This window comes from Nocardioides sp. REDSEA-S30_B4, assembly GCF_001627265.1.
Classification (GTDB): Bacteria; Actinomycetota; Actinomycetes; order Propionibacteriales; family Nocardioidaceae; genus Nocardioides.
Genome location: NZ_LUPI01000008.1, coordinates 162,885 through 177,477 on the forward strand (window position 1 = coordinate 162,885; position 14,593 = coordinate 177,477).

Consider the following 14,593-nt stretch of genomic DNA (forward strand, 5'->3'; position numbering starts at 1 on the left):
AGACCTTCCGATGGCGGCGATGCGTCCTACAGGTACTGACCCGTGTTCGACACCGTGTCGATCGAGCGGCCCGGCTCGGTGCCCTGCTTGCCGGTGATGAGCGTGCGGATGAAGACGATCCGCTCGCCCTTCTTGCCGGAGATGCGGGCCCAGTCGTCGGGGTTGGTGGTGTTCGGGAGGTCCTCGTTCTCCTTGAACTCGTCCACGCAGGCCTGCAGCAGGTGGCTGACCCGCAGACCCTTCTGGTCGTGGTCCAGGAGGTCCTTGATCGCCATCTTCTTCGCCCGGTCGACGATGTTCTGCAGCATGGCGCCGGAGTTGAAGTCCTTGAAGTACAGGACCTCCTTGTCGCCGTTGGCGTAGGTGACCTCGAGGAAGCGGTTCTCCTCGGTCTCGGAGTACATCCGCTCCACCGTCGCGCGGATCATGCCGTCCACGCACGCCTGGCGGTCCCCGCCGAACTCCGCGAGGTCGTCGGCGTGCAGCGGGAGCTCGGCGGTGAGGTACTTGCTGAAGATGTCCCGCGCCGCTTCGGCGTCGGGGCGCTCGATCTTGATCTTCACGTCCAGGCGTCCGGGGCGCAGGATCGCGGGGTCGATCATGTCCTCACGGTTGGAGGCTCCGATGACCAGGACGTTCTCCAGCAGCTCCACGCCGTCGATCTCGCTCAGCAGCTGCGGGACGATGGTGTTCTCGACGTCGGAGGAGACGCCGGTGCCGCGGGTGCGGAACAGGGAGTCCATCTCGTCGAAGAACACGATGACCGGGGTGCCGGCCGAGGCCTTCTCCCGCGCCCGCTGGAAGACCAGGCGGATGTGGCGCTCGGTCTCGCCGACGTACTTGTTGAGCAGCTCGGGGCCCTTGATGTTGAGGAAGTAGGACTTCACCTCGGCGCCCTGGCCGGAATCCGGGTTCCGCGCGGCGACCTTCTTGGCGAGGCTGTTGGCGACCGCCTTGGCGATCAGCGTCTTGCCGCAGCCGGGAGGGCCGTAGAGCAGCACGCCCTTGGGCGGCTTGAGCTGGTGCTCCTTGAAGAGCTCGGGGTAGAGGTACGGCAGCTCGACCGCATCCTGGATCTGCTCGATCTGGCCGCCGAGCCCACCGATGGACTCGTAGGCGATGTCGGGGACCTCCTCGAGGACGAGCTCCTCGACCTCCGACTTCGGGACCTTCTCGTAGACGTAGCCGGCACGGGAGTCCAGCAGCAGCGAGTCGCCGGCGCGGATGGTCTCCTCGCGCAGCGGCGCCGCGAGGCGCACGACCTTCTCCTCGTCGGCGTTGGCGATGACCAGGGCACGCTCGCCGTCGGCGAGCAGCTCCTTGAACATCACGACCTCGCCTACCTGCTCGAACTCCAGCGCCTCGACGACGTTGAGGGCCTCGTTGAGCATGACCTCCTGGCCGCGGTGCAGCGCGTCCAGGTCGACGTTGGGGCTGACGTTGACGCGCAGCTTGCGGCCACCGGTGAACACGTCCACCGAGTCGTCGTCGTTGCGCTGGAGGAAGGTGCCGAACCCGGCGGGCGGCTGGGCGAGCCGGTCGACCTCCTCCTTGAGCTTCGTGATCTGGTCACGGGCCTCGCGCAGGGTCTGGGCGAGCCGCTCGTTCTGGCTGGTGACCGCCGCGAGGGAGCGCTGGGCGTCGGCCAGCCGGAGCTCGACGGTGCGGTGGGAGCCCGGTGCATCGCTGAGGCGGCGCCGCAGGTCGGTGACCTCGGCCTCCAGGAAGCGCACCTGCCCCATCAGCTCCTCGGCGCTGCGTGCGCCGTCGGGAACCGGGGAACCTTCTCGTGACCTGCCATCGGATGTCGACATCAGAGCACCTCCTTGCCGTGACCCTACTCGTGCCGGTGAAGCACGGAAGGCCATCCTGGACGGTGTCGGTCACGATTTGGGACCGGCGGTGTCACCCCCGCGTTTCCTCCTCCACCTCACTCATCGGCGGGCGCCACGGGCTCCTGCGGCACGTCCGCGGGGCGGGGCCCGGTGTAGTCGGGTCCGTAGGCGCCCGGCGCCGGCCGCCGGGTCTTGCGCGGGGGCCTCTCCCCCGGGGCCATCCGCCGAGCGGTGACCAGGAAGGCCGTGTGCCCGATCATCTTGTGGTCCGGACGCACCGCGAGGCCCTCGACGTGCCAGTCGCGGACCAGCGACTCCCAGGCGTGCGGCTCGGTGAAACCACCGTGCGCCCGCACCGTCTCCACGAACCGTGACAGCTGGGTGGTGGTCGCGACGTACGCGCAGACGATGCCGCCCGGCACCAGGGCGTCCGCGGCGGCCTCGAGGCACTCCCAGGGTGCGAGCATGTCGAGGATGATCCGGTCGCAGCGCTCGCCGCTGGCCGGCAGCGCCTCCGCGAGGTCGCCCAGGGTGAGGTCCCACGCCGGGTGACTGGTGCCCTCGGGGGCGGAGAAGAACTGGTCGACGTTGCGCCGCGCGACCTCGGCGAACTCCTCGCGCCGCTCGTAGGACGACACCCGCCCGTGGGGGCCCACCGCGCGCAGCAGCGAGCAGGTCAGGGCGCCGGAGCCGACCCCGGCCTCGACCACGCGGGCTCCGGGGAAGATGTCGGCCATCGCCACGATCTGTGCGGCGTCCTTGGGGTAGATGACGGCCGCGCCGCGGGGCATGGAGACGACGAACTCCGAGAGCAGCGGCCGGAACACCAGGTAGTCACCACCGCCGGAGGTGGTGACGGTGAAGCCCTCCTCGCGGCCGATCAGCTCGTCGTGGTCGAGGTGGCCGCGGTTGGAGAAGAAGCGCTTGCCGGCCTCGAGGGCGAAGTTGTGCTTGCGTCCCTTGCCGTCGACCAGGCGCACCCACTCACCGGCGCGGAGCGGGCCCCGGTGGACACCGGACCAGGCCTCCTGCGGGACGTCGTCGAGGGACGGGCCCTCGAGGGACTGGCCCTCAGGGGCCTGGGACTGCGGCTGGACGGGCTCGGACACGCGCGCACCCTAGACCGCGGACGCGCCGCCCAGCGAGTTCCGGAGACCCCGGCGACCGGGAGTCGCCACAGCGCGGATGCGTCGGCGTCAGGCGCTCGTCTGCCGGAAGGCGCGGTCGACGTCGGCGGTCACGAGCACGCCGTAGACGGTGCCGTCGTCCTCGACCAGGAGGTACTCGGCGGCAGGCGTGCGGGTCAGCGCCCGCACGAGGTCCTCCCCGCGCAGCCCGACCGGCAGCCGCAGACCCTCCTCGAGCGTGCGTGCGACGCTGGAGGTGGGCACCCAGGGACGCCGGTCCTCGGGGGTGGCCAGCAGGGCCGCCTCCGAGACCAGGCCGGTGGTCCGTCCGTCGGTCGTCGTGGTGAGGATGCCCCCCGCCTGGGCCTCCTGCGCGCGGCGCACCGCCTCCGAGAGCGGCAGGTCGGCCGGGACGGCCAGGGTACGCCGCGCGAGGTCGCGGGCTACCAGGTGCGGGATCCGGCTGCGCAGACGCGCAGCCGACATCGACGCCGTGGCACCCGACCACAGGAACGCGGCGACCACGAAGGCCAGGACGAAGTCGATGACGTCCGGCGGAGTGCCCAACACGGACTCCTGCGCCACGGGCCAGGCCAGCACGGCGACGGCCGCCAGGCGCCCGCCCCAGCCGGCCACGACCGTCCCGCGGACGATGCTGCCCGTCAGGCCCCACACACCGGCCTTGAGGACCCGGCCGCCGTCGAGGGGCAGCCCGGGCACCAGGTTGAGGACGCCGACGAGGAGGTTGGCCCCGGCGAGACCCTCCATCGCCAGGCGGGTCAGGCCGTCCGGGGTGACCGGGAGCAGCAGCAGCGCCGCCACCCCGACGGCCATCGAGGTCAGCGGACCGACCACGGCGATGAAGAACTCCTCACGCGGTCGCTTCGCCTCCCCCTCGATCGACGTCATGCCGCCGAGGAAGTGCAGGGTGATCGAGCTGACCGGGTAGCCCAGCCGCTTCGCGACGATCGCGTGCGAGGCCTCGTGGAGCAGCACCGAGCCGTAGAGCAGCACCGCGAACGCCAGCCCGGCGACGTACTTCAGGGCGCCCAGGCCGGGCTGCACCTGCTCGACGAGCGGAGCCATGATGATCGCGATGAGCGCGGCGACGAGGAACCACGAGGTGCTGACCAGCACGTCGCTGCCCGCCACGGTGCCGACCTTGAAGGTCCCCGGCGGTCGCTGCTCGCTCACCCGGGGAGGCTATCCGACCGGTGGGCGCACCGGTCGGCCTGGCGCGGGCTGTCGGTGCGATCGCCTAGCGTGAACGCCATGAGCACGGAGGTCCTGGGCACGCAGCAGCGCGAGGAGGTCCCGGCGACCAGCCCCGCCGAGCGCCACTCGACACCCGTTGACGGCGTCGACGTGCTGGGCGCCCTGTCCCCCAGCCGGGCCGGGGACTTCATGACCTGTCCGCTGCTCTACCGCTTCCGCACCATCGACAAGCTGCCCGAGCCGGCGTCGCCGGACGCGGTGCGCGGGACCCTGGTGCACAAGGTGCTCGAGGACCTCTTCGACCTGCCCGCGCTCGAGCGCACCCCCGTGCGCGCCGAGCAGATGCTGGAGCCGTCGTGGCACCGCCTGCTCGAGGACGAGCCGGGCCTCGGGAAGATCTTCGACGGCGACGGCGCGGTGGACCGCGAGCGCTGGTGGGACACCTGCCGCACCGTCCTCGAGCGCTACTTCACCTTGGAGGACCCGACCCGTCTGGAGCCGGCCGAGCGCGAGCTGTACGTCGAGTGGCTGCTCGACTCCAAGCTCCTGCTGCGTGGGTTCGTGGACCGGGTCGACGTCGCCCCGGACGGTGCCGTCCGGGTCGTGGACTACAAGACCGGCCGCGCCCCCGGGCCGGGCTTCGAGGGTCGCGCGCTGTTCCAGATGAAGTTCTACGCCCTGGTGCTGTGGCGGTTGCGCGGCGTGGTGCCCGCCATGCTGCAGCTGGTCTACCTCGGCAACGGCGAGCTGGTGCGCTACGTGCCCGACGAGCACGACCTGCTCGCGACCGAGCGCAAGGTGCAGGCGGTCTGGGAGGCGATCAAGCGCGCCACCGACGAGCAGGACTGGCGGCCCAGCAAGGGGCCGCTGTGCAGCTGGTGCGCACACAAGGCACTGTGCCCCTCCTGGGGCGGCACTCCCCCGCCGATGCCGTCGGGCGGCTGAGGACGCAGCCCGGCTCAGAGGCCGTTGCGCTGTGCCCAGAGGGCGGCCTGCGTGCGGTCGGAGACTCCGATCCGCGAGAAAGCACTGGTCAGGTGCGCCTTGACCGTGCGCTCGCTGATCTCCAACTGCCGCGCGATCTGCTTGTTGGCTAGTCCGTCGCGCACCAGCTGCAGCACCTCGACCTCCCGGGCGGTCAGCTGCGGCCGGCCACCGGCCGAGCGGGCGCCCAGCAGCGCCCGGGCGGCCTTGGGGTGGATGGGCGACTCGCCGCGGGCGACGGCACGCACCCCACTGAGCACGTCGTCGGGGTCGGCGTCCTTGAGCAGGTAGCCCACCGCACCGGCGTCCAGCGCGTCGAGGATCCGCTCGTTGTCGGAGTACGACGTCAGCACCAGCACGTCCACGCCGAGCCCGGCCGAGACGATCTCCCGGGTGGCGCTCACCCCGTCGACCCCGGGCATCTGCAGGTCCATCAGGACCACGTCAGGGGTCAGGGCACGCGCCTGCTCGACCGCCTCGGCACCGTCGGCGGCCTGACCGACCACCTCGATGTCCTCGGCCGTGGCGATCAGCTGCGCCAGACCCGCCCGGATCACGGCATGGTCGTCGACCAGCACGATCCGGATGGTCCCGGAGTGCCCGTTCATCGTCGTACCGCCATTCGCACGGAGGTACCTTCGCCCAGCGCGGAGGTCACGTCCAACTCCCCACCCACGTCGCGGACCAGGCTGCGGAGGCCGCGCAGGCCGAAACGGTCCGGTGGACTCGGGGCAGTCGTGTCGAAGCCGACACCGTCGTCGACGACCTCCAGGAGCAGCCCCCCGGCATCGCCACGCACGGTCACCGCGAGGGTCGAGGCGCCGGAGTGCCGGATCGCGTTGCGCACCGCCTCCTGGGCCACCCGCCACACCAGGCCGACCTCGGCGTCGGAGGCGTCGGTGACGCCGTCGACGCTGGTGGAGGCGTGGATCCCCGCAGCGGCAGCCGGGGCGATCAGGTCGTCCAGCGCGGACTGCAGGCCCTGGCCGTGCAGGTCCGGCGGATGGATCTCGGCCAGCAGCGACCGCATCTGCTTGAGGCTGTCGCGCATCGAGGCGCTGACCGAGGACAGCACCTCGGCAGTGGCCGGCGTCGTCGCCGGGTCGCGAGCAGCACCGGAGAGGGCGAACGCCGAGCCGGCCAGGTCCTGCACCACACCGTCGTGCAGGTCCCGGGCGATGCGGCGTCGTTCGGCGTCGGAGGCGTCGATCGCGGTCTGCAGCAGCCGCTCGCGCTCGCGCCCTCCCCGGCGCACCTGTCCGGTCAGCAGGGCCAGCAGCACCGTGGACAGCAGGACCAGCAGGAGGAGCGGGCCCAGGGTAATCCAGCGGAAGTCCCCGAAGATGTCCTCACGACGCTGCTCGACGTCGTCGAGGTCCCAGTAGGCGACGAACAGGGCGGGCGAGGTCACGCTCTGTCCCCGGTTGAGCCCCGTGTCGCGGCTCTTGGAGTCACGCGTGGCGTAGACGCGGGTGGAGATCTTGACCAGCCCCACCTCCGAGCCCGGCCGGTCGTCACTGCGGGAGGAGCCCGGGTCCGCGAACTCGGCGACCGTGCCGCCGGACTCCAGGACGCGCTCCTGGGCCGAGGACAGGGCGTAGACGTGGTCGTCGAGCGCCGCGCCCGGATCGGAGGAGTCGAAGGCCAGGCGACCCTCGGTCGTGAGCACGTCGAAGCTGTCGATGTCCCCGGTGCTGAAGGGCCTGATGCGGCGGAAGAACTTGTCCACCGCTCCCGGGCGGCCGTTGAGCAGTCCCTCGCGGAGGTTGCCCGGCATCACCGACCCGGCCAGCGACTGGGTCACCGACTCGGCCTGTTCGAGCGCCGCACGCTCAGCGGCACGGGTGGCGATCGCGTTGGTCGCGACGAAGATGCCGCAGACCAGCAGCATGCTGACCACCAGGAACAGCGTCAGCGGCGTCCGCAGAGCTGTCCCGAGCCGAGAACGGGAGCGGGTCACGACCGGTCAGAACGTGATCTGGTTCTTGCAGACTTCGCCGGTCACGGTGTTCTGCGCTCGGAAGTCGATGTCGTCGGGGCCGGTGAAGTCGGCCATGTCCCGCACGATCTTGAAGGACTTGTCGGCATCCTTGGCCTTGACGGTCCCCCGTGCCGACACGTCGTCGTTGTGCTTCATCCGCCAGTCCCACTCGTCGCTGTCGTCGCTCCAGACGACCGCGGTGACCTGCAGGACCCCGCCGCTCTCGGGCTCGACCTTGAGCTTGACCGAGCTGCTCTCGCGGCAGTCCTCCTTCAGCTTCTTCGCGTCGTCCTTCTTGGCGACCGCGGCTGGGGAGGCGAGGAGGAGACCGATGGTCGCCACCAGTGCGACGGCGGCACGCCGACCACGTGCGCGGCGGGTGCTGAGGTGGTCCATGGTGCCCTTCGAAGGATGTCCGGTGTGACGATCGTCCCAGGGTCTCACGGCAGCATCCGAGAAACACAGGGAACGGCCATGCCCAACCCCGCCGTCAATCCCGGTCACCCGGGGCCGCTGTGCGGGCACCGCGCCTGAGCCGCGATGCCCATGACGACGGGGTTGGGTCTGGCCAGGGCGCCCGGTCCGCCGCTGAGGACCGGGGTGTTCGCCCTGCGTGGCCCCATCCTGACCGAAAGTAAAGCCCGGGCGCCACTTGTCCGGTGGTCCTAGCACCCCGACGATGCGCCGAGTAGTCACCGGGTAGTCCGTGCGGGTGGTCCGGACCGACTGTCAGCCGCGTGCTGCGACCTCGTCGCGCACGGCTGCGACGTCGGCCGGCCCGAGACCCACCAGCGTGGGACGGAAGACACGCCCCGGACCCTCGAGCACCGGGACGTGGTTCTCCACCACGAGCACCGCGCACCCCGCGGCCTCCGCGGACTTCGCACCGGTGTTGGAGTCCTCGATCGCGACGCAGTCCTGCGGCTCGAGGCCGAGGGAGGCGGCGGCGGTGAGATACGGCTCGGGGTGGGGCTTGCCCTGCTCGACCTTGTCCCCGGTGACGATCACGCGGAACGTCTCCGGCGGCAGGTGACGGAGGATCGGCGCCACGAAGCGCTCGTAGGACATCGTCACCAACGCGCACGGGACGCCCGCCTCGCGCAACGCGGCCAGCAGCTCCGGTGCCCCTGGCTGCCACGGCACCGACTCCTCGACGCGCGCGACCACCCCGTCGAGCAGCTCCTCGACGACCTCGGCCGGGCTCTGGGGCAGGTCCCAGGCCTCCTTGAGCACGCGCCCGGAGGACAGCAGGTCGTTGCCCACGAGGGACAGCGCCTGCTCCTGCGACCAGGTGCCGCCGTACTTCTCGGCCATGGCGTACTCGGTGGCGATCCAGTAGGGCTCGGTGTCGACCAGCGTGCCGTCCATGTCCCACAGCACCGCGGCCGGCAGCCCGGCCTGCTCGGGGACCACCGTCGTGGTCGGCTCAGTCATCGGGGTCGTACCCGAGGTTCGGGGACAGCCACTTCTCGGCCTCCTGGAGGCTCCAGCCCTTGCGCTCGGCGTACGCCGCGACCTGGTCGCGCCCGAGGCGGCCGACGACGAAGTACTGGCTGTCGGGGTGGCTGTAGTAGACACCGGAGACCGAGGCCCCCGGCCACATGGCCATCGACTCGGTGAGGCTGATGCCGGTGCTGGCCTCGACGTCCATGAGGTTCCACAGCGTGAGCTTCTCGGTGTGATCGGGGCAGGCCGGGTAGCCCGGGGCCGGCCGGATGCCGGCGTACCGCTCGGCGATCAGGTCGTCGTTGCTGAGCGTCTCGTCGGCGGCGTGCCCCCAGAACTCGGTGCGGACCCGCTGGTGCAGCCGCTCGGCGAACGCCTCGGCGAGCCGGTCGGCGAGCGCCTCGAGGAGGATCGCGTTGTAGTCGTCGAGGTCGTCCTTGAACCCCTGCACCCGCTCGGGGAGGCCGATGCCGGCGGTGACGGCGAAGCCGCCGACGTGGTCGGCCAGGCCCGTCGAGGTGGGGGCGACGAAGTCGGACAGCGCGCGGTTCGGGATGCCCGACCGGTGCTGCCCCTGCTGGCGCAGCTGGTGCAGCACGGCGCGCTTCTCCGTGCGGGAGTCGTCGGCCCACACGACGACGTCGTCCCCGTCGCTGTTGGCCGGCCACAGGCCGTAGACGCCGCGGGCGGTCAGCCACTTCTCGGCGATCAGCGTGTCCAGCATGGTCTGGGCGTCGTCGTAGAGCTTGCGGGCGGCCTCGCCGTGGCTGGGCGAGTTGAGGATGTCGGGGAACTTGCCCTTCATCTCCCAGGCGTTGAAGAACGGCTGCCAGTCGATGAACTCGCGCAGCTCGGCGAGGTCGTAGTCCTCGAGCACGTGGACACCCGGCGTCTTGGGCACCGGCGGGACGTAGCCCTCCCAGTCGACGGGGGTCGCGTTGGCGACCGCGTCGGCGTAGGCCAGCTGCGGGCGGTCGGACTTGGCGGCGTGCCGGGCGCGCAGGGCGTCGTAGTCCTCCTTCACCCCCGCCAGCAGCGTCTCGCGACGCTCGGCGTTGAGCAGCGCGGAGACCGTCGGCACCGAGCGCGAGGCGTCCTTGACCCACACGACGGGCCCGTCGTACTTCCGGTCGACCTTCACCGCCGTGTGGGCGCGCGAGGTGGTGGCACCGCCGATGAGCAGCGGGAGCTCGAGCCCCAGGCGCTGCATCTCGGCGGCGAACCCGACCATCTCGTCCAGGGACGGGGTGATCAGGCCCGAGAGCCCGATGACGTCGGCGCCGTGCTCGGCGGCGGCGTCGAGGATCTTCTGCGCCGGCACCATGACCCCGAGGTCGATGACCTCGTAGTTGTTGCAGGCCAGGACGACGCCGACGATGTTCTTGCCGATGTCGTGGACGTCGCCCTTCACGGTCGCGAGCACGACGGTGCCGTTGGTGTCCTTCTGCGAGGCCAGCGCCGGGTTGGTCCGCTTCTCCTCCTCGATGAAGGGGATGAGGTAGGCAACGGCCTTCTTCATCACGCGTGCGGACTTCACGACCTGTGGGAGGAACATCTTCCCGGAGCCGAACAGGTCGCCGACGACGTCCATGCCGTCCATCAGCGGGCCCTCGATGACCTCGATCGGACGACCGCCGCGCTCCTCGATCTCGCGGCGCAGCTCCTCGGTGTCGGCCTCGACGTGGGCGTCGATGCCCTTGACCAGGGCGTGGGTGACCCGCTCGGCCACGGGCAGCTCGCGCCAGGCCTCGGTGACCGCCTCGGCCTCCTCGCCGCCGCGTTTGTGGGCCTCGGCGACCTCGAGCAGCCGCTCGGTCGCGCTGCGCCCGTCGGGGGTGGGGCGGTTGAGGACGACGTCCTCGATCCGCTCGCGCAGCTCGGGGTCGACCTGGTCGTAGACGACCAGCGCACCGGCGTTGACGATGCCCATGTCCAGGCCCGCACGGATCGCGTGGAAGAGGAACACCGCGTGGATGGCCTCGCGGACCGGGTTGTTGCCCCGGAACGAGAAGGAGACGTTGGAGATGCCGCCGGACACCTTGGCGCCGGGGAGGTTCTCCTTGATCCACCGGGTGGCCTCGATGAAGTCCACGCCGTACGTCGCGTGCTCCTCGATGCCCGTGGCGACCGCGAACACGTTGGGGTCGAACACGATGTCCTCGGGCGGGAAGCCGACCTCGTCGACCAGGATGCGGTAGGCGCGCTCGCAGATCGCCTTGCGGCGCTCGAGGTTGTCGGCCTGGCCGTCCTCGTCGAAGGCCATGACGACCGCGGCGGCGCCGTACTTGCGGCACAGCCGGGCCTGGGCGACGAACGGCTCCTCCCCCTCCTTCAGGGAGATGGAGTTGACGATCGCCTTGCCCTGGACGTACTTCAGGCCGGTCTCGATGACCTCCCACTTGGAGGAGTCGACCATGACCGGGACGCGGCTGATGTCGGGCTCGGAGGCGACCAGGCGCAGGAAGCGCTCCATGGCCGCGACGCCGTCGATCATGCCCTCGTCCATGTTGACGTCGATGACCTGCGCGCCGTTCTCGACCTGCTGGGCGGCGACCGAGAGGGCGGTGTCGTAGTCGCCGGCCTTGATCAGGTTGCGGAACTTCGCCGAGCCCGTGATGTTGGTGCGCTCACCGACGTTCACGAAGAGGCTGTCGTCGTCGATCGTGAACGGCTCGAGCCCCGACAGGCGCATGGCCACCGGCCGGTCGGGCACCTCCCGGCGCGGCAGCTCGGTCACGGCGCCGGCGATGGCGCGCACGTGGTCGGGGGTGGTGCCGCAGCAGCCGCCCACGAGGTTGACCAGGCCCTCCTGCGCGAACTCGCGGATGATCGCCGCGGTCTCCTCGGCGGCCTCGTCGTACTCGCCGAAGGCGTTGGGCAGGCCGGCGTTGGGGTAGCACGAGACGAACGTGTCGGCGATGCGCGAGAGCTCGGCGAGGTAGAGCCGCATCTCGCGCGCACCCAGGGCGCAGTTCAGGCCCACGGCCAGCGGACGGGCGTGGCGCACCGAGTTCCAGAACGCCTCGGTGGTCTGGCCGGACAGGGTGCGGCCCGATGCGTCGGTGATGGTGCCGGAGATGACGACCGGCCAGCGGCGACCGGCCTCCTCGAAGAGCGTCTCCACCGCGAAGATCGCGGCCTTCGCGTTGAGCGTGTCGAAGATCGTCTCGATCAGCAGCAGGTCGGCGCCGCCGTCCACGAGGCCGCGTGCGGCCTCGAGGTAGGCCGGGACGAGGTCGTCCCAGGTGATGTTGCGGGCCGCCGGGTCGTTGACGTCGGGGCTGATCGAGGCGGTGCGGGTCGTCGGGCCGAGCGCCCCGGCGACGTACCGCGGGCGTTCGGGGGTCGCGACCTCGTCGGCGACGCGGCGCGCCAGGCGGGCGGACTCGAGGTTGAGCTCGTAGGCCAGCTCCTCCAGCCCGTAGTCGGACAGCGAGACCGCGTTGGCGTTGAAGGTGTTGGTCTCGATGACGTCCGCGCCGGCCTGGAGGTACTCCCGGTGGATGTCGGCGATGATCGCGGGCTGGGTGACCGTGAGCAGGTCGTTGTTGCCCTGCAGGTCCTCGCCGGTCCAGTCCTTGAAGCGCTCGCCGCGGTAGCCGGCCTCGTCGGGCCGGTCGCGCTGGATCGCGGTGCCCATGGCGCCGTCGATCACCAGGATCCTCCGGCTGAGCAGCTCGCTGAGCTCCTCGGTGACGTCGGGGCGCCAGTCCTGGCCGGACGACGGGGTCGTGGCGGAGGTCATCGCAGGGGCTCCTCTCGGGCGGACGGACCAGCCTAGGAACGCCGTACGACGCTGTGCGGCTCGTATCCAGATCCTGACACCGCGGCGGAGCGAGTCCGAAATCCTCGGGGTGCGACCGCCCCAGTGCCTAGGCTGGGTGGGTGATCGAGATCGACGACGCCCCGGACCTGGTGGACCCCATCGTCATCGCCGCCTTCGAGGGGTGGAACGACGCCGCCGACGCCGCCTCCTCGGTGGTGGACCACCTGATCCGTGTCTGGAACGCCCGCATCGTCGGTGCCGTGGACCCCGAGGACTTCTACGACTTCCAGGTCAACCGACCGGTGGTCGGCAGCGACGAGCGCGGGCACCGCCGGATCACCTGGCCGACCACGCAGATCGCCGTCGCCTCTCCCCCGGACCTCGAGCGCGACGTGATCCTCATCCGCGGCATCGAGCCGAACATGCGCTGGCGCCAGTTCTGCGCCGAGCTGCTGGCTGCGACCGACGAGCTGGGTGGGGAGCTGGTCGTCACCCTCGGCGCTCTGCTCGCCGACACCCCGCACACGCGCCCGATCCCGGTGACCGGCACCGCCACCGAGCCCGAGCTGGTCGATCGGCTCAAGCTCGAGCAGTCGACCTACGAGGGACCCACCGGCATCGTCGGGGTCTTCCAGGACGCCTGCGTCCGGGTCGACATGCCCGCGGTGTCGTACTGGGCGGCGGTCCCCCACTACGTCGCGCAGCCGCCGTGCCCGAAGGCCACGCTGGCGCTCATCGGGCAGATCGAGGACCTGCTGGAGATCTCGATCCCGCTCGGCGACCTCCCCGAGGACGCCCGCGCCTGGGAGCGCGGCGTCGACGAGCTGGCCGAGGAGGACGAGGACGTCGCCGACTACGTGCGCTCCCTGGAGGAGACCCGCGACACGACCGACCTCCCCGAGGCCTCGGGCGAGGCCATCGCGCGGGAGTTCGAGCGCTACCTCAAGCGGCGCGGCGAGGACGACTGAGCCCGCTCGCCCCTACAGGGAGAGGCCGAGCGCGGCGTCGAGGAGCGCGTGGACGCGCACCGCAGCGTCGGGGTCGGAGGTGTCGGCCAGCCCGTGGGTGCCCAGGGTAGCGTCGACCCAGGCGTCCACGGCCGCGACCGCGCGGGGAGCGTCGAGGTCGTCGGCCAGGGCCGCCAGCACCTCGGTCACGACGGTCTCCGCCGGGGCGCCGGCCCCCAGCGCCAGCGCACGGCGCCAGCGGTCCAGGGTGTCGACCTGGTCGAAGAGCTCGGCGTCGGTCCACTCCCAGTCGGCCCGGTAGTGGTGGCGCAGCAGGGTGAGCCGGATCGCCATCGGGTCGACGTCGGAGTTCCGCAGTGCGGAGACGAAGACCAGGTTGCCCCGCGACTTCGACATCTTCTCGCCGTCGTAGCCGACCATGCCGGCGTGGGCGTAGGCCCTGGCGAACGGCGTGCCCGTCGCGACGTGTGCGTGCCCGGCGCACATCTCGTGGTGCGGGAAGACCAGGTCGGACCCACCGCCCTGGACGTCGAGGGTGCCACCGAGGTGCTCCCACGCGATGGCGGTGCACTCCACGTGCCACCCCGGGCGGCCGGGCCCGAAGGGGCTGGGCCACGACGGCTCGCCCTCGCGCTCGGCACGCCACACGAGGCAGTCCAGCGGGTCCTTCTTGCCGGGACGGTCCGGGTCGCCGCCGCGCTCGGGGAAGATCTCGAGCATCGCGGCCCGGTCGAGCCCGGACTCCTGCCCGAACGCGGGGTCGGCGGTGACGGAGAAGTAGAGGTCGTCGTCGACGCGGTAGACCGCGCCGGCGGCGTCCATGCGCTGGATCAGGTCGATCACCAGCGGGATGGACTCCACGGCACCGGTGTAGTGCGCGGGGGGCAGCACCCGCAGGGCCGTCATGTCCTGGCGGAACAGCTCGGTCTCGCGCTCGGCGAGCTCCTCCCAGGCCACGTTGACCTTGGTGGCGCGCTCCAGCAGCGGGTCGTCGACGTCGGTGACGTTCTGGACGTAGGTGACCTCGTGCCCGGCGTTGCGCCACGCACGGTTGAGGAGGTCGAAGCCGACGTACGTCGCGGCGTGGCCCATGTGGGTGGCGTCGTAGGGCGTGATGCCGCAGACGTAGAGGCGGGCCGGGCCCTCGGGCTCCAGCACCAGACGGCCGCCGGTGGCGGTGTCGTGCAGGGAGACCGGCGGGGCGACGACCCTCAGGTCAGGGAGGTCGGGAGCAGGCCAGGCGCGCATGGACCCGAGCCTAGACGGGCGCC

Annotated in this window: 11 protein-coding genes; 2 read left to right on the top strand and 9 right to left on the bottom strand. The window is 71.2% G+C overall.

The genetic code is table 11. The features are described 5' to 3' along the window. Positions 1–26 precede the first annotated feature (26 nt). The 3 genes from arc to A6R01_RS02310 form a co-directional block, all read right to left on the bottom strand. Complete coding sequence (gene arc / locus A6R01_RS02300) at positions 27–1,814, bottom strand: proteasome ATPase (protein WP_292603141.1); 1,788 nt, start codon at positions 1,812–1,814, stop codon at positions 27–29. Positions 1,815–1,930: 116 nt separating this feature from the next. Continuing rightward, positions 1,931–2,944: a tRNA (adenine-N1)-methyltransferase gene (locus A6R01_RS02305; protein WP_292603143.1), complete on the bottom strand. Its 1,014-nt coding sequence runs from the start codon at positions 2,942–2,944 to the stop codon at positions 1,931–1,933. Between the two features lie 87 nt (positions 2,945–3,031). Continuing rightward, positions 3,032–4,156: a site-2 protease family protein gene (locus A6R01_RS02310; RefSeq protein WP_292603145.1), complete on the bottom strand. Its 1,125-nt coding sequence runs from the start codon at positions 4,154–4,156 to the stop codon at positions 3,032–3,034. 78 nt (positions 4,157–4,234) lie between these two features. On the opposite strand from A6R01_RS02310, the gene A6R01_RS02315 reads away from it, so the two are divergent. Beyond that, the gene (locus A6R01_RS02315) at positions 4,235–5,122 is read left to right on the top strand and encodes a PD-(D/E)XK nuclease family protein (RefSeq protein WP_292603147.1); all 888 of its coding nucleotides are present in this window, start codon (positions 4,235–4,237) and stop codon (positions 5,120–5,122) included. A 14-nt stretch (positions 5,123–5,136) separates the two neighbouring features. On the opposite strand, the gene A6R01_RS02320 is transcribed toward A6R01_RS02315, so the two are convergent. From A6R01_RS02320 to metH, 5 genes are all read right to left on the bottom strand, one after another. Continuing rightward, positions 5,137–5,769 (bottom strand): response regulator transcription factor, encoded by a 633-nt coding sequence (locus A6R01_RS02320; RefSeq protein ID WP_292603149.1) that lies wholly within the window; start codon positions 5,767–5,769, stop codon positions 5,137–5,139. Further along, a complete protein-coding gene (locus A6R01_RS02325; RefSeq protein ID WP_292603433.1) occupies positions 5,766–7,052 on the bottom strand; it encodes a sensor histidine kinase in 1,287 nt (428 codons plus the stop codon). Before A6R01_RS02325 ends, A6R01_RS02320 begins: the two co-directional genes overlap by 4 nt. Before the next feature lie 75 nt (positions 7,053–7,127). Next, positions 7,128–7,538 (bottom strand): hypothetical protein, encoded by a 411-nt coding sequence (locus tag A6R01_RS02330; RefSeq protein ID WP_292603151.1) that lies wholly within the window; start codon positions 7,536–7,538, stop codon positions 7,128–7,130. A 333-nt stretch (positions 7,539–7,871) separates the two neighbouring features. Next, positions 7,872–8,576 carry an HAD family phosphatase gene (locus A6R01_RS02335; RefSeq protein ID WP_292603153.1) on the bottom strand — a complete coding sequence of 235 codons (705 nt, stop codon included), beginning with the start codon at positions 8,574–8,576 and terminating at the stop codon, positions 7,872–7,874. Next, positions 8,569–12,333, bottom strand: coding sequence for a methionine synthase (gene metH / locus A6R01_RS02340; protein ID WP_292603155.1), 3,765 nt, complete (start codon positions 12,331–12,333; stop codon positions 8,569–8,571). The genes A6R01_RS02335 and metH overlap by 8 nt, the downstream gene beginning before the upstream one ends. 140 nt (positions 12,334–12,473) lie before the next feature. Here metH and A6R01_RS02345 point away from each other — a divergent pair, with 140 nt between their 5' ends. Next, positions 12,474–13,322: a PAC2 family protein gene (locus tag A6R01_RS02345; protein ID WP_292603157.1), complete on the top strand. Its 849-nt coding sequence runs from the start codon at positions 12,474–12,476 to the stop codon at positions 13,320–13,322. A 12-nt stretch (positions 13,323–13,334) separates the two neighbouring features. Here A6R01_RS02345 and mshC read toward each other — a convergent pair whose 3' ends face one another. Beyond that, a complete protein-coding gene (mshC, locus tag A6R01_RS02350; RefSeq protein ID WP_292603159.1) occupies positions 13,335–14,570 on the bottom strand; it encodes a cysteine--1-D-myo-inosityl 2-amino-2-deoxy-alpha-D-glucopyranoside ligase in 1,236 nt (411 codons plus the stop codon). Positions 14,571–14,593: the final 23 nt, after the last annotated feature.